Source organism: Flavobacterium sp. (assembly GCF_039932285.1).
Classification (GTDB): domain Bacteria; phylum Bacteroidota; class Bacteroidia; order Flavobacteriales; family Flavobacteriaceae; genus Flavobacterium.
The window spans coordinates 1-22239 of the sequence record NZ_JBDTQE010000047.1; the positions used below are offsets into that span (position 1 = coordinate 1).

Annotated in this window: 28 protein-coding genes; 21 read left to right on the plus strand and 7 right to left on the minus strand. The window is 31.8% G+C overall.

Annotation, left to right across the window (positions count from 1 at the left end; translation table 11 throughout):
* The 8 genes from ABI549_RS09390 to ABI549_RS09425 all read left to right on the plus strand — a co-directional run.
* On the plus strand, positions 1 to 299 hold a 299-nt coding region (locus ABI549_RS09390), incomplete at its 5' end, for a 2-oxo acid dehydrogenase subunit E2 (protein WP_348076201.1).
* Positions 300 to 566: 267 nt separating this feature from the next.
* A complete protein-coding gene (locus tag ABI549_RS09395; protein WP_348076202.1) occupies positions 567 to 1337 on the plus strand; it encodes a 3'-5' exonuclease in 771 nt (256 codons plus the stop codon).
* Between the two features lie 71 nt (positions 1338 to 1408).
* Positions 1409 to 2020: a fumarylacetoacetate hydrolase family protein gene (locus tag ABI549_RS09400; RefSeq protein WP_348076203.1), complete on the plus strand. Its 612-nt coding sequence runs from the start codon at positions 1409 to 1411 to the stop codon at positions 2018 to 2020.
* 3 nt (positions 2021 to 2023) lie between these two features.
* Positions 2024 to 2368: a histidine kinase gene (locus tag ABI549_RS09405; protein ID WP_348076204.1), complete on the plus strand. Its 345-nt coding sequence runs from the start codon at positions 2024 to 2026 to the stop codon at positions 2366 to 2368.
* A 43-nt stretch (positions 2369 to 2411) separates the two neighbouring features.
* Positions 2412 to 3662 (plus strand): CinA family nicotinamide mononucleotide deamidase-related protein, encoded by a 1251-nt coding sequence (locus ABI549_RS09410; protein ID WP_348076205.1) that lies wholly within the window; start codon positions 2412 to 2414, stop codon positions 3660 to 3662.
* Between the two features lie 74 nt (positions 3663 to 3736).
* Complete coding sequence (gene rpmB, locus ABI549_RS09415; RefSeq protein WP_091472963.1) at positions 3737 to 3973, plus strand: 50S ribosomal protein L28; 237 nt, start codon at positions 3737 to 3739, stop codon at positions 3971 to 3973.
* Between the two features lie 26 nt (positions 3974 to 3999).
* Entirely contained in the window at positions 4000 to 4182 is a 183-nt protein-coding gene (gene rpmG, locus ABI549_RS09420; protein ID WP_011963553.1) for a 50S ribosomal protein L33, read from the plus strand.
* An 8-nt stretch (positions 4183 to 4190) separates the two neighbouring features.
* Positions 4191 to 4343: a DUF4295 domain-containing protein gene (locus tag ABI549_RS09425; RefSeq protein WP_348076206.1), complete on the plus strand. Its 153-nt coding sequence runs from the start codon at positions 4191 to 4193 to the stop codon at positions 4341 to 4343.
* A gap of 23 nt (positions 4344 to 4366) precedes the next feature.
* Here the strand turns inward: ABI549_RS09425 and ABI549_RS09430 are convergent, their stop codons facing one another.
* The gene (locus ABI549_RS09430) at positions 4367 to 4534 is read right to left on the minus strand and encodes a hypothetical protein (protein ID WP_348076207.1); all 168 of its coding nucleotides are present in this window, start codon (positions 4532 to 4534) and stop codon (positions 4367 to 4369) included.
* Between the two features lie 76 nt (positions 4535 to 4610).
* On the opposite strand from ABI549_RS09430, the gene ftsY reads away from it, so the two are divergent.
* Both ftsY and ABI549_RS09440 read left to right on the plus strand, forming a co-directional pair.
* Positions 4611 to 5564 (plus strand): signal recognition particle-docking protein FtsY, encoded by a 954-nt coding sequence (gene ftsY / locus ABI549_RS09435; protein ID WP_348076208.1) that lies wholly within the window; start codon positions 4611 to 4613, stop codon positions 5562 to 5564.
* A 3-nt stretch (positions 5565 to 5567) separates the two neighbouring features.
* Positions 5568 to 5744 (plus strand): hypothetical protein, encoded by a 177-nt coding sequence (locus ABI549_RS09440; protein ID WP_348076209.1) that lies wholly within the window; start codon positions 5568 to 5570, stop codon positions 5742 to 5744.
* A 46-nt stretch (positions 5745 to 5790) separates the two neighbouring features.
* On the opposite strand, the gene ABI549_RS09445 is transcribed toward ABI549_RS09440, so the two are convergent.
* The gene (locus ABI549_RS09445) at positions 5791 to 6579 is read right to left on the minus strand and encodes an anti-sigma factor (RefSeq protein ID WP_348076210.1); all 789 of its coding nucleotides are present in this window, start codon (positions 6577 to 6579) and stop codon (positions 5791 to 5793) included.
* 2 nt (positions 6580 to 6581) lie between these two features.
* Complete coding sequence (locus tag ABI549_RS09450) at positions 6582 to 7112, minus strand: sigma-70 family RNA polymerase sigma factor (RefSeq protein WP_348076211.1); 531 nt, start codon at positions 7110 to 7112, stop codon at positions 6582 to 6584.
* A 208-nt stretch (positions 7113 to 7320) separates the two neighbouring features.
* Between ABI549_RS09450 and ABI549_RS09455 the strand changes: the two genes are divergently transcribed.
* The 5 genes from ABI549_RS09455 to ABI549_RS09475 all read left to right on the plus strand — a co-directional run bounded on the left by ABI549_RS09455 (position 7321) and on the right by ABI549_RS09475 (position 12100).
* Positions 7321 to 7971 (plus strand): DUF4331 family protein, encoded by a 651-nt coding sequence (locus ABI549_RS09455; RefSeq protein ID WP_348076212.1) that lies wholly within the window; start codon positions 7321 to 7323, stop codon positions 7969 to 7971.
* A 26-nt stretch (positions 7972 to 7997) separates the two neighbouring features.
* A complete protein-coding gene (locus ABI549_RS09460) occupies positions 7998 to 8549 on the plus strand; it encodes a DUF4331 family protein (protein WP_348076213.1) in 552 nt (183 codons plus the stop codon).
* Positions 8550 to 8622: 73 nt separating this feature from the next.
* On the plus strand, positions 8623 to 9546 hold the full coding sequence (locus tag ABI549_RS09465; RefSeq protein WP_348076214.1) for a cell surface protein: 924 nt from the start codon (positions 8623 to 8625) through the stop codon (positions 9544 to 9546).
* Entirely contained in the window at positions 9546 to 11747 is a 2202-nt protein-coding gene (locus tag ABI549_RS09470; protein ID WP_348076215.1) for a TonB-dependent receptor plug domain-containing protein, read from the plus strand. Before ABI549_RS09465 ends, ABI549_RS09470 begins: the two co-directional genes overlap by 1 nt.
* Positions 11748 to 11752: 5 nt before the next feature.
* On the plus strand, positions 11753 to 12100 hold the full coding sequence (locus tag ABI549_RS09475; RefSeq protein WP_348076216.1) for a hypothetical protein: 348 nt from the start codon (positions 11753 to 11755) through the stop codon (positions 12098 to 12100).
* Between the two features lie 92 nt (positions 12101 to 12192).
* Here ABI549_RS09475 and ABI549_RS09480 read toward each other — a convergent pair whose 3' ends face one another.
* The 4 genes from ABI549_RS09480 to ABI549_RS09495 all read right to left on the minus strand — a co-directional run bounded on the left by ABI549_RS09480 (position 12193) and on the right by ABI549_RS09495 (position 14626).
* Positions 12193 to 12870 carry a response regulator transcription factor gene (locus ABI549_RS09480; RefSeq protein WP_348076217.1) on the minus strand — a complete coding sequence of 226 codons (678 nt, stop codon included), beginning with the start codon at positions 12868 to 12870 and terminating at the stop codon, positions 12193 to 12195.
* Positions 12871 to 12874: 4 nt separating this feature from the next.
* Complete coding sequence (locus tag ABI549_RS09485) at positions 12875 to 13672, minus strand: histidine kinase (RefSeq protein WP_348076218.1); 798 nt, start codon at positions 13670 to 13672, stop codon at positions 12875 to 12877.
* An 11-nt stretch (positions 13673 to 13683) separates the two neighbouring features.
* Positions 13684 to 14004 (minus strand): hypothetical protein, encoded by a 321-nt coding sequence (locus ABI549_RS09490; protein WP_348076219.1) that lies wholly within the window; start codon positions 14002 to 14004, stop codon positions 13684 to 13686.
* Positions 14005 to 14311: 307 nt separating this feature from the next.
* Positions 14312 to 14626, minus strand: coding sequence for a hypothetical protein (locus ABI549_RS09495; RefSeq protein WP_348076220.1), 315 nt, complete (start codon positions 14624 to 14626; stop codon positions 14312 to 14314).
* A gap of 231 nt (positions 14627 to 14857) precedes the next feature.
* Between ABI549_RS09495 and ABI549_RS09500 the strand changes: the two genes are divergently transcribed.
* The 6 genes from ABI549_RS09500 to ABI549_RS09525 all read left to right on the plus strand — a co-directional run.
* Positions 14858 to 16711, plus strand: coding sequence for a hypothetical protein (locus tag ABI549_RS09500; protein WP_348076221.1), 1854 nt, complete (start codon positions 14858 to 14860; stop codon positions 16709 to 16711).
* A 164-nt stretch (positions 16712 to 16875) separates the two neighbouring features.
* On the plus strand, positions 16876 to 17433 hold the full coding sequence (locus tag ABI549_RS09505) for a tail fiber protein (RefSeq protein ID WP_348076222.1): 558 nt from the start codon (positions 16876 to 16878) through the stop codon (positions 17431 to 17433).
* A gap of 42 nt (positions 17434 to 17475) precedes the next feature.
* Positions 17476 to 18033, plus strand: coding sequence for a tail fiber protein (locus tag ABI549_RS09510; RefSeq protein ID WP_348076223.1), 558 nt, complete (start codon positions 17476 to 17478; stop codon positions 18031 to 18033).
* Positions 18034 to 18093: 60 nt separating this feature from the next.
* Positions 18094 to 19245 carry an ABC transporter substrate-binding protein gene (locus tag ABI549_RS09515; protein ID WP_348076224.1) on the plus strand — a complete coding sequence of 384 codons (1152 nt, stop codon included), beginning with the start codon at positions 18094 to 18096 and terminating at the stop codon, positions 19243 to 19245.
* A 1-nt stretch (position 19246) separates the two neighbouring features.
* Positions 19247 to 20197 carry a formyltransferase family protein gene (locus tag ABI549_RS09520; protein WP_348076225.1) on the plus strand — a complete coding sequence of 317 codons (951 nt, stop codon included), beginning with the start codon at positions 19247 to 19249 and terminating at the stop codon, positions 20195 to 20197.
* Between the two features lie 10 nt (positions 20198 to 20207).
* The coding region (locus ABI549_RS09525; protein WP_348076226.1) for a SprB repeat-containing protein at positions 20208 to 22239 on the plus strand (2032 nt) is incomplete at its 3' end.

Genomic DNA, 22239 nt, shown 5'->3' on the forward strand with positions numbered 1-22239 from the left:
AATTAAAACCAGACGACACACAAGGTGGAACTTATACAGTGACTAACGTGGGAACTTTTGGTTCTGTTTTCGGAACACCAATTATTAATCAACCACAAGTGGGAATCTTAGCTTTAGGTGCTATCAGAAAAGTACCTGCAGTTATCGAAACTCCAGAAGGTGATTTCATTGGGATTCGTCAAAAAATGTTCTTATCACACAGTTATGACCACAGAGTTGTAGATGGTGCATTAGGAGGAAGCTTCGTAAAACGCGTTGCAGATTATCTTGAAGCGTTTGATGTAAACAGAGATTTTTAAAAATAAATAACAATAGAAATTAAGCGATTCAAGTTTTGAATCGCTTTTTTTTAGGAGCTAATCCTGCCATACGCTATATCTTTCCCTTTTTAAAGAAAAAAGAAAAAGGATAACGCTGCTGTCATGGCTAGTTAGGGACTTTTGCCTCGGAATTTTATGTTTTTTTTAATTTCATGTAAATCCTTAATGTTAGTAATAAATTTTATAAAATAAATCTGTGAAATCTGTGTTTAAACTTTTACATTTGTAATAACACAAACAAACTAAATGGAACTCAAATTAACCCGCCCAATTTGCTTTTTCGATCTTGAAACCACAGGAATCGATATTGGAAAAGACCGAATTGTAGAAATATCAATATTTAAAGTTTTTCCAAACGGAAACAAGGAAACTAAAACTTGGTTGGTAAATCCCACCATTCCAATTCCACCACAAACCACAGCAGTACACGGAATAACAGACGAAAAAGTAGCTAACGAACCCACTTTTAATGAATTGGCTTCGCAAGTTTATAATATAATCAAAGATTCCGATTTAGCAGGATTTAATTCCGATAGATTCGATATTCCTTTATTGGCAGAAGAATTACTTCGTGCAGGCGTCGATTTTGATATGAAAGGTAGGGTTTCTGTCGATGTGCAAACTGTTTTTCACAAAATGGAAGAACGCACTCTAAGTGCAGCTCTAAAATTTTATACAGGAAAATCATTAGAAAATGCTCATTCTGCCGAAGCGGATACAATGGCAACATACGAAATTCTAAAAGCACAACTCGATCGATATCCGGAATTAGAAAACGATATGAAATCGCTTTCAGAATTTACAACCAGAAAAAAAATTGCAGATTTTGCTGGAATGATTGCTTTTGATAAAGATAATGAAGAGATTTTTGCCTTCGGAAAACATAAAGGAGTAAAAGTAGACAAAGTTTTAGAAGCTGAACCAGGTTATTTTAGTTGGATTCAAAATGCCGACTTTCCATTATATACCAAAAAGGTTTTAACAGCGATTAAATTGAGAAAGTTAAATACAAAGTAAGTTTCTAAGATTCTGAGTTATTTAGTAACTCAGAACCTTAGAATTTTAGTGTCTTAGAACCTTGATAAAAAATGAAAATAATCTGTATAGGTAGAAATTATACCGAACACATTGCCGAATTGCAAAATGAACGTCCAACAGAGCCCGTGGTTTTTTTAAAGCCGGATTCTGCTATTTTACTTAAACAACATCCGTTTGTAATTCCTGAATTTAGTGATGATATTCACCATGAAATCGAAATTATTGTGCGTATAAACAAAGTGGGAAAATATATCGACGCCAAGTTTGCACATAAATATTATGATGAAATTAGCGTTGGAATCGATTTTACAGCTCGTGATTTGCAACAAAAACTAAAAGACAAAGGTTTGCCTTGGGAAAAAGCAAAGGCTTTTGACGGTTCAGCGATTATTGGTGACTTTTTATCGAAAAAAGATTTCAATTCGCTGGAAAATCTTACATTTGAGTTAACCAATAATGGTAAAACCGTTCAAAAAGGAAATGCAAATATGATGCTCTGGAAAATAGACGAATTAATCGCTTATGTTTCACAATTTTTTACCCTAAAAATTGGAGATATTATTTTTACAGGAACGCCAGCAGGAGTTGCAAAAGTAAATCCCAACGATGTTTTAGAAGGTTTCTTAGAAGATAATAAATTATTTAGAATTCAAGTAAAATAAAGGATGGCAATATATTATAATTTAGCAAAAGTTTACGCAATTTCTGACGATGATAAAGACTTTGTATTGCAAATAGTAAATCTTTTTGTAGAAGAAGTGCCTTCGGATATTGAACAAATTAAAGTAGGAATAAACTCTAAAGATTACTCACATGCATACGGTTATGCTCATAAAGTGAAACCTACACTCGATTTGTTAGGGATGGAATCAGCTTATGAAGACATTCTACAAATTGAACAATGGACTAAAGATAAAGGAAAGAAAAAAGAAATTAAAGAAATATACAAAAGTATGTCAGGGCGTATAGATTTGGCTTTGGCTGAAATTAAAAAAGATTTTAATTTGTAAGTCTTAAAGTCCAAAGTCACAAAATCTAAAATCTAAATTCAAAATGAAAGCAACCATAGTAACTGTAGGTGATGAAATCCTTATTGGACAAATCGTCGATACAAATTCGGGCGTAATAGCCAAATTTTTAGACAAAATAGGAATTGGTGTACACGAAATGCTTTCAATTACTGACGACAAACAGCATATTCTAAAAACCCTTTCGTCATTGCAAAATAAAGTCGATGTTGTCATTATAACAGGTGGTTTAGGGCCAACAAAAGACGATATTACCAAGAAAACTTTATGCGAATATTTTGATGATGAGTTAATAATTGATAAAAAAGTATTGGCTCACGTTACGCAACTTATAGAACAATATTTTAAACGACCAATCACAAAACTAAATCAAGATCAAGCACTTGTTCCTTCAAAATGTGATGTGCTTTTTAATCAAGTAGGAACAGCTCCAGGAATGTGGTTGCAAAAGGGAAATACCGTTTTTATTTCCTTGCCAGGAGTGCCGTACGAGATGAAATATTTGATGGAAAACGAGGTAATTCCAAAACTAATAGCAAAATACGAACGACCATTTATCATTCATAAAACCATTTTAACTTACGGTGTTGGAGAAAGCCTATTGGCCGAAAGAATAGAAACTTGGGAAGACAATTTACCTGAATTTATCAAATTGGCTTATTTGCCAAGTCCGGGACGAGTAAGATTAAGATTGTCTGCCCGAGGAACTGACGAAAATTTATTACAAAACGAAATTAAGATACAAGTTGAAAAATTACAATTAATCATTTCCGATTGCATTGTTGGTTTTGAAGAAGACGAAACAATCGAAGTTGTTTTTGGAAAACTATTAACCGAAAAGAAATTAACTATCTCTACTGCAGAAAGTTGTTCGGGCGGGAAAATAGCTTCGGTATTAACTTCGGTTTCAGGTTCTTCGAACTATTTTAAAGGAAGTGTTGTAAGTTATGCAACTGAAACAAAAGTAAATGTTTTAGGTGTTTCACAAGAATTGATTAATGAATTTTCAGTAGTCAGTAAAGAAGTTGCCGAGGCAATGGCTTCTCAATCTCAAAAAATGTTCAAAACAGATTTTGCAATTGCAACAACAGGAAATGCAGGTCCGAATAAAGGAGATGCAGATGCCGAAGTTGGAACAGTTTTTATTGCAATAGCCACTCCAAAAGGTGTTTTTTCTGAAAAATTTAATTTTGGTCAACCCCGTGAGAAAGTGATAGATAGAAGTGTAAATCAAGCTTTAGAAATAATTTATAAAGAAATTTTAAAAAACTACTAAAAATAATTTGCTACAACCATTTATTTTTCGTTCTTTTGCACTCTGAATTTTGAATAACGATAAAAGATAATATAATGTCAAGAATTTGTGACCTTACTGGTAAAAGAGCGATGGTAGGAAATAACGTTTCTCACGCAATGAACAAGACAAAGAGAAAATTCTCTGTGAACTTGATTAAAAAGCGTTTTTACCTTCCTGAAGAAGACAGATGGATTACTCTAAGAGTAGCAGCTTCTACAATCAAAACGATTAACAAAAACGGAATTTCTGCAGTTTTGAAAAAAGCGCAGTCAGAAGGATTTATAAAATAATCCGGTCCTAAAAACTATATAGCAAGATGGCAAAGAAAGGTAATAGAATCCAAGTAATTTTAGAATGTACTGAGCACAAAGCTTCTGGCGTAGCTGGAACTTCACGTTACATTACAACTAAAAACAAAAAGAATACTCCAGATCGTTTGGAGATCAAAAAATTCAATCCAGTATTGAAAAGAGTAACTGTTCATAAAGAAATTAAATAATATAAGTCATGGCAAAGAAAACCGTAGCAACTTTACAAACAGCTTCTAAGAGATTATCTAAAGCAATCAAAATGGTAAAATCTCCAGTAACTGGTGCTTATACTTTTGTGGAAGCAATTATGACACCAGAAGAAGTAGATACATTCTTAAAAAAGAAATAATCTAACATAACAATATACTAAAGCTACTTTCTTTCGGAAGTAGCTTTTTTTATTTTATATTTGTGCATAATTTTTTTAGAAGCAAAACAGTAACGCATTTTATTAGACCATTTTCCTGCTGTCCACTCAATCTTTTCCTTGCTAAAGAAGCAAGAAAAAGGATTTCCGTTTCCATCAGGGCTAAATGACAACAATAAGGCTTCTATTAAATTTTCGGGTTCTTAGTCTAATAGTCTAACAATCCAATAATCTAAAAATAGAAACCAAATGAATTTTTTTAAAAAAATCTTCTCCTCCGAAAAAAAAGAGAACCTAGACAAAGGACTAGAAAAATCTAGCACTTCTTTTTTATCAAAACTAACAAAAGCCGTAGCGGGAAAATCGAAAGTCGATGAAGATGTTCTCGATAATCTTGAAGAAGTTCTAGTTTCATCAGATGTAGGAGTCAATACCACACTAAAAATCATTCAAAGAATAGAAGCTCGTGTTTCTAACGATAAATATCTAGGAACCGACGAACTCAACATCATACTTCGTGAAGAAATAGCTGGACTTTTATCAGAAACCAATTCAGGTGAAGCTACAGAATTTGAAGTTCCAAAGAATAAAAAACCATACGTAATTATGGTAGTTGGTGTAAATGGAGTAGGAAAAACAACAACTATTGGAAAATTAGCCAATCAGTTTAAGAAATCAGGATATAGCGTAGTATTAGGTGCAGGAGATACTTTTAGAGCCGCCGCTATCGATCAATTACAAATTTGGGCCGATAGAGTAGGAGTGCCTATCGTAAGACAACAAATGGGAAGTGATCCAGCATCAGTAGCCTTTGATACATTGCAAAGTGCGGTAGCTCAAAATGCCGATGTTGTCATTATAGATACTGCTGGTCGTTTGCATAATAAAGTTGGTTTAATGAACGAATTGACCAAGATAAAACGTGTTATGGAAAAAGTAATTCCAGACGCACCACACGACGTGATGTTGGTTCTAGATGGTTCTACTGGTCAAAACGCATTCGAGCAAGCCAAACAATTTACTGCCGCAACCGAAGTTACTTGTCTAGCCGTTACAAAACTTGATGGAACTGCAAAAGGAGGCGTAGTCATAGGAATTTCTGACCAATTTCAAATTCCTGTAAAATATATAGGAGTTGGAGAAGGTATAAACGATTTACAGGTTTTTAATAAATACGAATTTGTAGATTCTTTTTTTAAATAAGATATGAGTAAACTAACTGAATATTACAAAAGCTTAAATCCGTTGCATTTATTTATATTTGGAACTGTATTTATGCTTTTAGCACGAACATCAAATGGTAACTTTGCTTTCGAAATTAGCTGTTTATTTGCTTCTTTAATATTATATATTTTGGCATTAGCTAAATATATTAAAAAGTAAAACCACTCAATTTGAGTGGTTTTACTTTTTAATATATGAGTCTTTTTTATACTGTTCCTAATGTATATAATTGCTCCATAGTAGGCGATTTGCTTCCGCCAGTAGGTTCTAGTGTAATTCCAAAACCTTCTGCGTTTCCGGTGTTACTGACTGCAAATATTTTATTATTTTCTGCTGTAAAGTCAGATAATAATCCAATACTTGTAGGTGTAAGTGCAGGTTTTAGTTTCAGTGACCAAACTTGATAAACCATGCCTTCTGGTGGTTCTGGCAAGCCTGAAGCGTCTACATAAACAACTTGTGTTTTTTTGTTCCAATATACTTTTGCAGATGCTGTTGGTGCAACAGCTTGCCCTGCAAGAAGGATTACTGTATTCCTAGAATCACGAACTACAGCTAAAGCTTCTTTGGTTTGCTTATTTTTGTTTTCAGCAGAAACAACTACTTCGTTTAATTTTGTTTTCTCTTTTTCAAGAGTAACAATATCATTTTCAAAAGTTAATTGTTGATTATATTGGTAACCAATTCCTAAAAGGAATACTGCCGCCGCTGCCCAACCTATATAATTCAATCGATTGTTTTTCGGTTTTAAATCTATTACTTTCGTATGTTTTAGATCTAGTTTAGATTTTATTTTAGCAAAATTTTCTACCGATAAGAAAGGTGAAAAACTGGTTGAAAGATTAACTATCGCTTTCTCTATAGAAATAATTTCAACATCAATTTCCTTGTATTTTTTCGCCATCTGTGCAACTTCTAGGTTTTGGGTTTCGTCGAGTAAACCGTAAACATAAAGTTCTAATATCCCGGATTCTATATATTCTTTTGTATCCATAATTATACGTGTAAAAAATTTCTTAAATCGTTAATACAATTTCTATTTTGTGTTTTTACAGTTCCTAAAGGAATCTCTAATTCTTCGGAAGCTTCTTGTTGTGTATAGCCTTTAAAGAATAATAAATCTATTATGGCAATACATTTTGGTTTTAGCTTCTTTACAAACTCTTGAATTCCAATAGTATCAATCTTATTAGTAAGTTTGTTACTGTCATCTAGTAGATGTACGAAATTATCTGACGATAGGTTTTTTTTACTGTTGTTAAAATTTTTAGAACGCATTTTATCTATACTAGTATTTCGAGCAATATTAAGCGCCCAAGTATAAAAACGACCTTTACTTTCATTATAAGAATCTATATTTTTCCAGATTTTTACAAAGACTTCTTGTAACACATCTTCAGATTCTTCTCTGTCTTTGACTAAATTAATAATAACTGCAAAAAGACTTTTAGAGTACATATCGTATAATATGGTATAGGCTCGGCTGTCTTTTTCTTTTATTAATACTAAAACTTCTTCTTGTGACATAAAATGTTTTTTTGATTAATACAAATCTATGTAAACTTTACTTAATATGATAATTATGATTGGTTTCAAAATTATTTAAAAATAAATTATTTTTAAATAATTGATAATCAGTAGTTTAAAAATAATTTTAAAAATAATTTTATTTTTTTAAAACCATAAATAACTATTCTCCGTAAATCAATTTATAATCATTAAAAAATATAAAACAATGAAAAAAACAAAAATGTATTTAGGTCTATCGTTTGTAGCGATTTCAGGTCTATTATTAATTGCTGCTGACCACGCAGATGCTCCAGCAGTAGCAGGTAACGCAAATGACATTACAGATGTCTATGCTTTTCAAGGTCAAGATACAAACAATATGGTGTTTGTAGTAAATACTCAAGGATTATTAAGTCCAGGTGCAACAGGTGCAGCTACATTTAATGAAAATGTGTTGACAGAGATTAATATTGATAACAATGGTGATAATGTAGAAGACTTAGTTATTCAAGCGATTAGAAGAGATGGTAAAATGTACTTTTTTGGACCAACTGCTCCAGGAACAACAGGAACATCTAGTACTGTAAAAACTAATGCAGCTTCAGGAAGTGTTGATATTTCTCAATACGGACAAACTGCAATCACTTCAACTTCAAACGGAATGAAGTTTTTTGCAGGACCAAGAGATGATCCATTCTTTTTTGACTTAAGTCAGTTTAATGCAATACTAGGATCAACTGCAACTGGATTTAATAATCCTGGAACGGATACTTTTGCTGGAACTAATGTTTTATCTACAATCGTTGAAGTGCCAAAATCTATGTTAGGAACTTCTACAACTATTAATGTTTGGGCAGAAACTAAACAAAAACAATAATTTAATTTTTAATAAAAGTAAAAAAGATGAAAACAAATAAATTTAAAATTATAGCATTGTCAATTGTAGGAATCGCAATGTTTACAAGTTGTAATAATGATGATGATGCAGTACCTACAGCACCAACAACAGATTTTTCTGGAACTTATGTACAAAAAGATCAAATGGGTAGACCAGCGATAAATACTGTTTTTATTGCCTCTGGAGTTCCTAAAGATGCTTTTAACGTTGCAATTCCTTCAACTATGGGTGCTAGTTATCAGTCTGTTTTTCAGTCAAGATTATTGGCTTTAAATGCTGGATACACAACAAATGCATTAGGTCAAACAGCTGCTCAACTTACAGGGTTGTTAGCTACTGACGTTTTAGGTGTTGCAAAAACAGGAACAACTACATTTTTTGACGGAACAAATGTACTAACTGGACGTGCTCTAGCTGATGACGTTATTGATACTGAATTACTTTTGATTTTTGGAGGTCCAACTGGAGGTTCAAATGCAGGACTTACTTCAGATCACGTAGATGCAAATGACAAACCCTTTTCTGCCTCATTTCCTTACCTAGCTTCTGCTTGGTAAATTATTAAAAATTAGAGCGTATAAAAATTATACGCTCTAATTTTATAAAAGAATAGACAAAAAACCAAACGCAATGAAAATATTCAATTTTGTAATTCTATTTTTTACGACTTTAGTAATTATTAGTTGCGAAAAAAAATCAGAAAAAGTTACCAACCCAAAAGATTACAATGTCTTTCTAGAGATGAAAGAAAATAAATCATTAGATTTTACAAATTCTGAAATAGATTTTTGGCAAAAAAAATTCGATGCAGCACCAAATCAAATTACTTATTTATCTCAAATAGCTTCAAATTACTCGAAATTATTTGAAATAAGAGGAAATATTAATGATTTGTATAAAAGCGAAGATTTATTGATAAAATCGAACGAAGCTTTGAAATATTCTGATGTAAAAAACATTCGTTCTTTAAGTAGAAATTATATTTCACAACATCGTTTTAAAGAGGCTTTAGTTTTAGCTAATAAAGCTTTGGATATTGGGGAAGGAATGATAGAAACTCAGAAATTACTTTTTGATGTGAATATGGAATTGGGGAATTATACTGAGGCTCAAAAAAATCTAAATTTTCTAATAAACATGAAAGATTTTGATTTCTTAATTAGAATTTCGAAATGGAATGATCATTTAGGAGATTTGAAAACTGCGATTTCATTTATGGAAAAAGCAAGAGATATAGCAATTTCAAACGATAATAAAGAATCAAAAATTTGGGCATTTTCTAATCTAGGAGATTTAAATGGTCATGCAGGAAATATAAAAATTGCTTATGATTATTACTTAAAAACATTAGCAGTAGAACCTAACAATTCGTATGCACTAAAAGGAATTGCTTGGATTGCTTTTTCTTATGAGAAAAATACAACCGAAGCAAAACGAATTATCGATTTCGTTTCTAAAAAATACAATTCGCCCGATTTTTATTTACTAAAATCTCAAATTGCCGAATATGAAAAAAATAACGATTCTGAAAAACAAAAGATAAATAAATTATAATGAAAACATTTTTTACAACACTAATTATACTTCTTACATTTTCGAGTTTTGCACAAATGCAAAAAGGGATAGTAATAGATTCATTAGGAAACCCTGTTGAGAATGCTTATTTATTAAATACAAATTCTAAGTATCACGCGCACACAGATGAATTTGGAAATTTTAATATCGATAAAACGAACATTTCAGATGTATTAACTATTACAGCTTTAGGATTTAAGAAATTAGAATATACGATTGTATCTAATGATATTTCGATAGTTTTAGAAGATAATGCATTTAATCTGGATCAAGTAGTTATTCAGTCAAAACTAAATGCAATGAATGTCATTTCTAAAATAGATTTGCAAACGACTCCAGTAAATTCTTCGCAAGAAATATTGCGAAAAGTTCCAGGTTTATTCATTGGTCAGCACGCTGGTGGCGGAAAAGCAGAACAAATGTTTTTGAGAGGTTTTGATATAGATCACGGGACAGATATTGCAGTTTCAGTAGACGGAATGCCAGTAAATATGGTTTCTCATGCTCACGGACAAGGTTATGCCGATTTGCATTTTGTGATTCCAGAAACGGTCGAAAAAATAGATTTTGGAAAAGGAACTTATTATGCAAACAAAGGAGACTTTGCTACAGCAGGTTATGTTTCATTTTTAACAAAAGAAAAAATAGACAAAAATATGATAAGTATTGAAGCGGGACAATTTAACACTTTCAAAACGGTCGGACTTTTTAATTTATTAGAAAAACAAAAGAATCAGAATGCCTATTTAGCAACAGAATATATTATGACCGATGGTGCGTTCGACTCACCACAAAATTTTAAACGTATTAATTTATTTGGAAAATATACATCAGTTTTTGCCGATAATAGTAAGTTTTCTATTAATGCTTCTCACTTTACCAGTAAATGGGATGCTTCTGGTCAAATTCCACAAAGGTTAATAGATGGGGGATTAATTTCAAGATTTGGTGCTGTTGATGATACTGAAGGCGGAAAAACTTCGAGAACAAATTTGAATGTTTCATTATCTAAACCTATCGATGATAATACGTTGCTAAAAGCCAATGCTTTTTATTCAAAATATAATTTTGAGTTGTATTCTAATTTTACATTTTTTTTAGAAGATCCAATAAATGGAGATCAAATAAGACAAAAGGAAAATAGAGATATTTTTGGTTTAAATGCGGAATTGAATAAGAAATTAGAAAGCTCTAATTTTCAATTGGGTTTTGGTTTAAGAAACGACGCTACAAAAAACACTGAATTATCACATACAGTAGGACGTTACACAACTTTGAATAATTTGAAATTAGGAGATATGGACGAAACAAATGTTTTTTCTTACCTGAATTCAGAATTCGATTTTGGAAAACTGAAGATAAATCCAGCCATTAGATTCGATTATTTTAAGTTTGATTACCAAGATAAATTGTCAACAAATTATAAAACTCAAACTGAAAATAAAGCTAAATTTTCACCAAAACTAAACTTTATTTTCACTCAAAATAATAATTTACAATTTTACTTAAAATCAGGTTTTGGTTTTCACTCTAACGATACTCGAGTAGTGGTTGCAAATGCTGGAAAACAAATTTTGCCAACAGCTTTTGGTTCAGATCTAGGAATTATAGCCAAACCTTTTCCTAAACTATTAATTAATTCAGCGCTTTGGATGCTAAACTTGCAAGAAGAATTAGTATATGTTGGAGATGCTGCAACGGTCGAAATTTCTGGAAGAACAAAACGAATGGGTTTCGATTTTGGTTTGCGTTACCAGTTGTCTAATTATTTGTTCTTTGATACGGATGTTAATTACACTTATGCTAGAAGTATCGATGCGCCAAAAGGAGAAGATTATGTTCCGTTAGCACCTGATTTTACATCGACAGGAGGGTTAAGTGTTAATAAATACAAAGGTTTTTCGGGAGGATTTCATTACCGATATCTAAAATCTCGACCAGCCAATGAAGACAATTCAATCGTTGCAAAAGGTTACATGGTTTCGGATTTGAATATAAATTATGAATACAAAAGTGTAATTTTTGGTGTTTCTGCGGAAAATATTTTTAACACAAAATGGAATGAAACTCAGTTTGCGACTGAAAGTAGATTAAAAAATGAGACTCAAAGTGTTGAAGAAATACATTTTACACCAGGAGTTCCGTTATTTATTAAGGCTAAAGTTAGCTATAGATTTTAAATATTATGAAAGTCATATTATTATTTATATTGTTTGTTTTCACAATTGGAAGTTATTCACAACAGTCTTTTAAACAAAGAGAAATACATCATGATAGGATAGTAAAAGAAGTAAAAAAATATAGTCTGTTAGAATTAGCAGCAGATTATTTGTCATCAGATTTTAAAATAAATTACAATTACAGTGGTTTTCATTTTAGATTATCAATGCGAAATTTTTTTAATATTTATGCCGACGAGCCTAATTTTAATTTCAATAATTTATCTGGTAATAGTGTTACAAATTTTAATAAAATAAATATTAATAAAGAAATTCCAGTTTATATAAAAGGGAAAATTATATATAAATTTTAGTTTAGTTTTGTTTTTATGTTTGTTTAAAAGCTCATTAGTATTTATCTAATGGGCTTTTTTTATAGAAAGTAATAGGGGTGTTTTAGTTAGTCTTAAATAGATAAATTATCGATACTAATGATCTTATTTTGAATTGCATATACAACCAATCCTGCAACATTTTTAGATTCTGTTTTTAACAATAAATTATTTCGATGGCCATCAACAGTTCTATTGCTTATAAATAGTTTTTCGGCAATATCGTTTGTACTTAATTGTTTACAAATTAATTGTAATACTTCTTTTTCTCGATTAGTTAAATAATCTTCGTCGAAAACACTTTTTAATTTTGTACTTGTGGATAAAATTCCATCATGAATAACTTGCAGTACATTTTCGTTATAGTAAAATCCTTTTTCCGAAACTTCATTTATGGTTTCTATCATTTCAGTAGGAGTGCTATTTTTTATTAGATATGAGGCTGCGCCAATAGTTATCATGTTTGCAATAAATGATTTGGAATCATAACTTGTTAAAGCAATAATTTTAATTTTCGGATAATCACTATTTATAATTTTTGTTGCTTCAACACCGTTTAAAAGAGGCATTTTTAAATCCATCATAATAATGTCAGGATGAATAGTACTTTCTTGTAAGAATGACAATAATTCACTTCCGTTAGATACTTCGAAAATAATTTCTATGTTTTTTTCTCTTTGTAATAAAAAGGAGATTCCTTTTCTAAATAAGATTTCATCATCAGCAAGGATTATTTTAATTTTATGATTCATGATATTAAAAATTAAAAATGATTTGTGTTCCTTTATTTATTTCTGAATTTATATGTAAGACGCCATTTAAAAAGCTCACTCTACTTTCTATATTTTTCATTCCTAATCCCTTTTTGTTGCATGATTTAGTGGTGTCAAAACCAATTCCATTATCAGAATATTTACAATAATTTATGCCATCTTCATTTTCAAAAAGAATAGAAATAGATGATGCTTTACCATGTCGGAGAGAATTATTCATAAGCTCCTGTAAAATTCTAAAAACATGGAGATGTCTTTGTTCATCATTGTTGTCATCATTGAATGAAATAAGATTTTCATATTTAACAGATACGGATTTACTACTATTAAATTCTAAACATAATTCTTTTACACCAGCATCTAAACCAAATTTTTCTAATACTGGAGGTAATAAGTCATGTGCGATTCTTCTGGAATTATCTAAAGTTTTTTTTGTAAGATTAATGATGTTATTTGTTATTTCAGTGATTTCTTTTTGTGATAAGTCGGGTGTGAGTAGCAAATGGCTATTTAGTGAAACAATATTTAACTTAGAACTGATATCATCGTGTAAATCCTGTGCTATTCGTTTTCGTTCGTCTTCTTGGGTTGTAATGATAGAGTGTAACAAACTTTTTTGATGTTTAGATTCTAAATATCTTTTTTCTATTTCATTTTTTACAATTTTTATTCGGGAGAAATAAAAGAATAAAATTAATACAAAAGCCATTAAAAGAAAGGCAATAAAGGTGTAAATTATCACACATATTATTTCGTTTTGAGGGATTGTATTTGTTTTCATTTAATTTGAAATTATTGTTTTTCAGAAAAATTATTTTTCCATTCAACTAGTATAAATAATTGGTATATAATGTATAAAACGGAGTTTAAAATCCAAGGAATGTCGTTTAAATTATTATCTAGTTTTGCGACTAAGTTTCCTACTAGAAATAAAACTGTACTTCCAAATAAATAGATTAATATTCCTAGGTTGATATAATAAAAATCTTTTTTTTCATTCAATGAATTATATAGGAAAAATGTTGAATAAATAATGATTGGGAACGAAGTAATGAATATTTCAAATAGATTAAATTCAAAAAAAGAATTTGGATCTACTATATATTGTATCATTAAAATAAGTGGACACAGAATTAGTAAAAGTTTAATTATTTTTTTTTGAAAATCTACTTTTAAAATAGTTAAGTAAAAAAAACTTAATAGTAAAAACTGGAGTATAAAATAGAAATGAGATAAGAATAAATTATTTATTTTAAAATAATTTAATGTATTTACTATTATTTGAATAATAAAAATTAATACAGAATATAGCGTGAAAATTTTAAAGGCTTTTCCATTGTTAGAAAAGCCCTTAATAAATAGAATTACATTTATTAGTAATATAAAATAGCCAATATCTGCAAAAATATCATTCATATTATTATTTTAATGTGTACAAAGGACTGTCTACGTCACATGTACTTGGACAAGGTTTTGTGAAATCGTAAATATATTGTTCTTTATTATCATCAATCAAATCATTCCCATCAATGTCAACCCCAACGAGCATTAATTTGTTAATACCATTTTCATCAACCCCTATGTAAGCACGTACATCTACAACATTTTCTTCATTTAATAATTGTGTAATATCTACATGAGGAATTAAATGTGCTTTAACTGTATTTGATGGATCTGACCTCCATGTAGTTGCCCATTCTTGCGCTTGTTTCAATGTAATTGTGTTTTTTGCCATGATAGTTTGTTTTATAATTAGTTTAAAAATTCTTATCAAAAATAGTATTTAAATTCAATAAAAAAAGACTCATAATAAAAAACAGGTATAAATACCTACATGCATTTTCTTACAAATCATAATTTAGCAGTATTGTTATATAATGTAAATATGATATAATTATTTAATTTAAAAAAAAGATATAATTACATCTTATTTACTAAACTTAAACTAACCATAAAACTAATTATCATGAAAAAACAAATTTCCAAAATTCTTATAGCATTCCTTTCGGTAATAGCGATTGTTTTTCTTGGATGTAATAAGAAATCTAATTTTGAAACAAGTTATTTACCTCAAGATGTATTACAGAAAGACACTCTTTCTAAAACTGAATTTGACTCTTGGTTTGTGAATAAAAAAGCAACTGAAAACGGATTAGTTTTACCCGCAAATAGCTTGTCTAAATTCAATAATAATTTTGACTTTTATAAATGGTCCGAACAAATGTTCATGTGGATTACATCAAATGATAAAGGAAAAACGGTAATGGAGTCACCTACTTTTTATACAGTTTCTCCAATTGTAGACGGAAAACGCTCCTTGATACCTCATGATTCTAATACAATGCTAAGAGCTTCTAGTAGTATAAGTCAGAATGGACCCAATGGTCTTCCTATGGTTATTGATGTAAATGGAAATAAGTTTGAGGTAGAAAGTAATACCGAAAATGAGAAAGTATTTGTTAAAAATGATATGAATAAGGCTGTAATAGTTAATCATATAGCACCTAATCTTAAAGGAGGAGAAGATTTTATTGATGACAAAGGAAATATAATAAATAAGCCTAAAGCTATTATAAATGTAAAAACAAATTCAAAAAATGTATTACATAAATTTAGAGCTGGAAGTAAAAACATCTTTCTTGACTCTAACGGAAATACAGTTGATGTTGAGCTTGGACAAGCTGGTTCTTCAGGTATTTTGATGGCAGAAAACCAATCTTTAGTTTATTATATTACAATGGTAAATGATGTTTTTGCTTATTACTTATCAGGTTATAAGTCAGGAAAATTATCATCAAATGAATTCCCTACGACTCAAAATCAATTAGATGAAATTCTAAAATATGCAAAAAATGAAGGTTGGGCTACACCACCAGATCCAAATGCTTTGGCAATGGAAATTAAAACATCATGGGTTGAAACTAAAGATTTACCCAATGTAAGTAATTATGTTACTATCGATGCAATAATCCCTACCTATGATAAAACAAACCCCAATAAATGGTTTGTAAATGGAGAGAGAAAGGCTAAATTAGCAATGGTTGGTATGCATGTTGTAGGTAGTGTAGCTGGTCACCCAGAGATGGTTTGGGCTACTTTTGAACATGAAAAAAACACACCAAATGCTGCTTATTCTTATAAGGATACAAATAATAAAATCAAAGAGGTTCCAGCAGATAAAGGTTCTGGATGGTTATTTAATGCTAATGCTTCTGATAATGTAGATAAAGAGAATTTCAAAAATATGAAAGATACAGTTGAGGTCGTTAGTTCAAATAACAAAAGTGACTCTATTCAAATGATATTAGTTAAAGATCCAAAAATATTTAGTCCTGGAGCGAGAAGAATTATGGCTTGGGGAAGCGCCTCAAACACGCTGCCAAATCAAGAAGACGCTACACCTGCTGATGCAAATAGTCAAGTGATATCGATGAATAATAATGTAAGAAGTATGCTGGTTGGAAATGATATCAGAAAAAATTATTTACTAATAGGCGCAACTTGGACATTTGGCGGAAATGCTCCCAATGGAATGAGTTATCCATATGCAAATTTTGCAAGCCCTACGCCAAAAGATTCTATTCCTAAGATTACCCCACTTGGAGATGCTATCGGTACCGCTCAATTGTCAAATAGTACTATGGAAACTTTTGTACAGTCACCATCAACAGCTTCCACTTATTCTAACTCTATTTCTTGCTTTTCTTGTCATAATAAAAATAACTTACTTCAACCAGAATCGTTAAGTCACGTTTTTGTTAGGTTACAAGGATTAAAACCTAGAAACAATATGTTAGAACCTAAAAAAAATAAAAATTAATTTTACAAAACAGGTATAAATACGGGGTTGTATTTTGTAAAAAATATATAATTTAGTACTCTTAAATAAGAATTAGTTTTAAAATTGATTATTCCTTTTAAAAATTAAATTATAAGTCTACCTTAGCAATTAAAAAAAATCACATAAACACTAAATAAAAAAATATGTCAACAGAACCATTTATTGGAGAAATTAAAATTCTAGGATTTGATTTTGCGCCTCAAGGATATCAAACTTGTAGTGGACAAATTATGTCAATTGCTCAAAATACTGCACTTTTTTCATTATTAGGAACAACTTACGGGGGAAATGGTGTACAAACATTTGGACTTCCTGATTTAAGAGGGCGAATGCCTATCGGACAAGGAACTGGTCCAGGATTGCCATCATATAGTATGGGACAAGTTGCAGGTACTACATCTATTACTTTGATAACTCCAAATATGCCAGCTCACGTACATACTTTAAATGCTGCTGTAGTTAAACTAAAAGCTTCTACTGCAAATGCAGACGAAACAGGGCCTGATGGAAATTTTCCAGCAAATACTGCGGTTTCTTCTTATTCTGGAAATGGAGCTACTCCTAATATTTTTACTGGAGGAGCAACAGTTTCAGGAACTTCTGATATTACAGGTTCAAATTCACCTATAGGGATATTAAATCCTTATTTGACGATTAATTATTCTATAGCTATATATGGGATTTTTCCAAGTAGAAATTAAGCAATTAATAAATTTAAGACAACAACTTTTAAAAATATAACTATGTCAACAGAACCGTTTATTGGGGAAATTAAAATTTTTGGATTCAATTTCGCTCCTAGAGGATATCTAACATGCCAAGGACAAATTATGTCAATTGCTCAAAATACTGCGCTTTTTTCATTATTAGGAACAACTTATGGTGGAAATGGTCAAACTACATTTGGATTACCTGATTTACAAGGTCGTGTGCCAATTGGCCAAGGCCAAGGCCCTGGATTACCAAATTATGTAATGGGGCAAAAAGCAGGGGTAAATACTGTTACATTACTAACGTCAAATATTCCAGCTCACGTTCATACTTTAAATGCTGTAGTTGTAAAACAACAAGCATCAACAGCAAATGCAGACGAAACAGGACCTGACGGAAATTTTCCAGCAAATACTGCGGCTGCTTCTTATTCTGGAAATGGAGCTACTCCTAATGTTTTTACAGGAGGAGCAACAATTACAGGTACAACAGATGTAACAGGTAGTAATCAGCCTTTTGATATAACGAACCCCTATTTGACGATCAATTATTCCATCGCAGTAGAAGGAATATTCCCAAGTAGAAACTAATTAAAATTATAAAAAGGAAGTTTTCATGGTAAAACTTCCTTTTGTGTTATTTATAAGATTATGCAAACAGTAGGGATTTTATTGGCTCGATCAACCTATTATCAAACCATCGGTTTTGATTTATATGAAGGACTTCGGTCTGGACTTAAACAATTGGGCCGAGATGATATTAAGATAGTAACAGAAAATATAGGTTTCGGAGCTGACAAACAACAATGCTACCGTAGCGCCGAAAAACTTCTGTTGGAAGAAAATGCCTCAGTAGTAATTGCTTACATAGGACATCGTACTGCTCAGTTACTTCGTCCTCTTTTTCTTGCTGCAAATAAAATGCTTATTGTTTTAGATGCTGGAGCTAATTTGCCACATGAATGGCCAACTTGTCCGAATATTTTCTATCATTCACTTCACAATTCTTTAGGTGCTTCTCTAGCCGCAAAACAAGCAGTAGAAGATGGTTATAAAAGTGCAGGAATGGTCACAGGTTATTATGATGGAGGATATTTACATACTTATAGTATCACAAAAGGATTTGAAAAAACTGGAGGAACTATTATGTTTAATCATGCTACAGGATATAAAACAGAAGATTTCACTATTGAACCACTAAAAGAGCATTTAGAACAATTTCCAAACAGTGCTTTATTAAGTATTTTCAGTGGTGATTTTGTACAATGGTATTTTGAAGGGATTAAAAACTCATTTGAAGGAGAAAATCTACCTGTTTATTTACCTCCTTTTGGTTTTGAAGAAACAATGTTATCCGAGGCTGAATATCCAAGTAATAACATCAAAGGAATTGCGGCTTGGTCAAAAAAAATAGAATCAAAAGAGAATGAAACTTTTATAGAAGTAATGACAGCGGCTGGTAGAATACCTAACTTATTTTCGCTATTAAGTTGGGAAAGCGCTACAATTGCTGTTAAAATATTAGAATTGATTACCGAATACAAAAACGACATATCAAAAATAGCAACGGGTTTACAATCGTTAATATTCGAAAGTCCGAGAGGTGAAATTTATTTCGACTCCAAAACAAATACATCAATTTCTCCTTTATACAATGTGGTAATTATTGCCAATAATGAAGGTAAATGCGAGTTACAATTAGAAGGAAAAACTGCCAATATTTATGAACATTTTGAAAAATTAACTACTGAGGATTTGAATAGTTCTTCCTCAGCTTGGTATAACAGTTATACCTGCATCTAATATGGAAAAACAGAAAAAAATAATGGTCTTGTGTGGCGGAAAATTCGCTTTTAAATCATTGCAATTACTAGCATATGAAAAATTCATATGTGCAATTGGAATTGGAAAAAGCAATATTACAATCATAGAGGCTTTGGAAAGAGAATCTGAAGAAAATAACTTTGGTTTTAAATCCTTTGCTAACAAGAAAAGCATGGAAGAAATGCGAACTTGGATTGATGATATACAACCAGATTATATCTTTTGCATCTCTTTTCCATTCTTACTTCCTGAAGCTGTTTTGTCTTACGGACAAGATAAATTCATTAATTTTCATCCTGGTCCTCTCCCACAATATAGAGGACCGATGCCTATTTTCGAAGTCCTTAAAAATAATGAACCCGAAACAGCAATTTGCGCTCATTTTATGAATGCCAAATATGATGAGGGTAATATTATTTTTAATGATCCAATAGCAATTCAGACAGGGGAAACTTATGGTAAATTAACCGTAAGATTAAGTGATCGCATGGCTCAAGTCACTTTAAATATGGCAAATATGTTACAATTTGCCAGTAGCATTCCAAATCACCCTCAAGACAATACACTATCTTATTATTACGAAAAACCAGAAATATCGGATACTTATATTAATTGGAAACGAATGTCTACTGATGAGATTATAGCACTCATCAATGCTTGTAATCCTTGGAATAGTGGTGCAGATGCAACATTATTAGGCGAACAAATTAAAATAATTATAGCTTCTGAATTGAATGAACCTCATAACAATCAATCTGGAACCATCGTATCTATAACAGATACAATAAACGTAGCTTGTGAAGATAACAAACAAATTGCAATTGAAATATTGAGTACAGAACAAGGTATTATGACAGTTAGACAATTTGCTTTATTGAATTCAGTAATGGTTAACGCATTTAATAATATTTACAAACAACAATTAATTTAAAACAGTGATTATGAAAAAAAACTTTACACTAACTTTTGCAATGCTTCTTTGCTTTTTCTGCATTGGGCTTAATGCGCAAACCCAATTTTGGAGCGACACATTCGAGGATGCGGGAGCTCCAAGTTCTGGTACTAGAACGGTCTCTAATGGAGAATTTTCTTGTGGAGGACCACCTTCAACGTCTTATTTTAAGAGAACAGACCCTTCAGGAATTTCTATTCAAAATAGCCCATTTATTTATTCAGCTTTTCAAGGTAGTAAATTTTTTGCAGGTGAAGATATAGATAAAAACAGTACTTGTACTAATGGTGCTGTCGCTACTAGTCAACAGGTTACATGGACAGTATCTATTGCTGGTAAGAGTGGCTTATCATTTAAAGGCCTTCTAGCCGCTAGTAATCTTGGCGCATGGCAAGGACTTGATTGGGAAACCTCAGGTCCAAATCAACAAGATTTTGTAGTTGTCGAATATCGTATTGATGGAGGAGCATGGACTAAAACAGTAGCTTTCTACAGTACTATTCCTGCCGGTAATCCAACTTCAAATCCAACTCTTAATCTTGATACCAATGGGGATAAGGTTGGAGATGGAGCTGCTTTGACTTATACGTTTACAGAATATAGCGCAACTATTCCAGGAACGGGTACCACTATGGATATTCGTTTAAATTGTTTTGCTAATGGTGGAAATCAGGAATTTGCTTTTGATAACTTTCGTTTGTTTGAAACACCTGCTTGTACTGCACCTGTAGTAACAGCTAATCCGCCTAATAGAACTATCTGTTCAGGTAGTAATACTACTTTCCCATCAACAGCAACAGGTGCAACTGGATACCAGTGGCAGGTAAATACTGGTAGTGGATTTACAGATTTAGCAAATGGTGCACCTTATTCAAATGTGACAACCAATACTTTGACTATTACAGGTGCTACAGCAGCAATGAGTGGCTATTTATACCGTTGTGTTGCGTATAATCCAACTATTACTTGCTTTACTAACACAAATCAAGCAACTTTAACCGTATCGTCTATCAATACTACAACAGCTTCACAAACAAATGTGTCTTGTTTTGGAGGATCTAATGGAACTGCTTCTGTAACTCCATCTGGTGGAATTGCTCCTTATACTTATTCTTGGTTACCTTCAGGTGGAACTGCTGCAACAGCTACAGGATTAGCTGCTGGAAGCTATACAGTAACTGTAACAGATAATATAGCATGTACTGCTACTCGTAATTATACAATTACGCAACCGCCAGTATTAAACGGAACAACAGTTGTCACAAATGTTGCTTGTTTTGGAGGTACTAACGGAGCGATTAATCTAACACCATCAGGTGGAGCTCCAGGATATACATTCAATTGGGGTGGTGGTATAACTACCGAAGACAGAACAGGACTTGCAGCTGGAAGCTACTCGGTAACAATTACCGATTCTAATTCATGCACAAGAACTATATCTGGAATTATAGTCACTCAACCTACAGCTCCTGTTTCAGGAACAACAGTTGTAACCAATGTTGCTTGTAATGGAGGTTCTAACGGAGCAATTAACCTTACTCCAACAGGAGGAACAGGACCTTATACATTTAGTTGGGGTGGTGGTATAACTACCGAAGACAGAACAGGATTGGTAGCTGGAAGCTACTCGGTAACAATTACTGATACTAATGGGTGTACAGGAACTGTATCTGGAATTACAGTTACTCAATCGACAGCAATTAGTACTGCAACAAATTCTCAAACGAATGTGTCTTGTAATGGTGGATCAAATGGAACTGCTTCTGTATCACCTTCTGGAGGTGCCGGAGGTTATACTTACAATTGGACTCCAGGTAACCCAACAGGAGATGGAACTGCAAGTATAACAGGGTTAAGTGCTGGGTCATGGACATGTACTGTAACAGATGCGAATAGTTGTACTGCAACACGAACATTTACGGTAACACAACCAACAGCTATTGTCTTAAATGCCAGCTCACAAACGAATGTGTCTTGTTTTGGAGGGTCTAATGGTGCAGCAACTATCAACACACCAACAG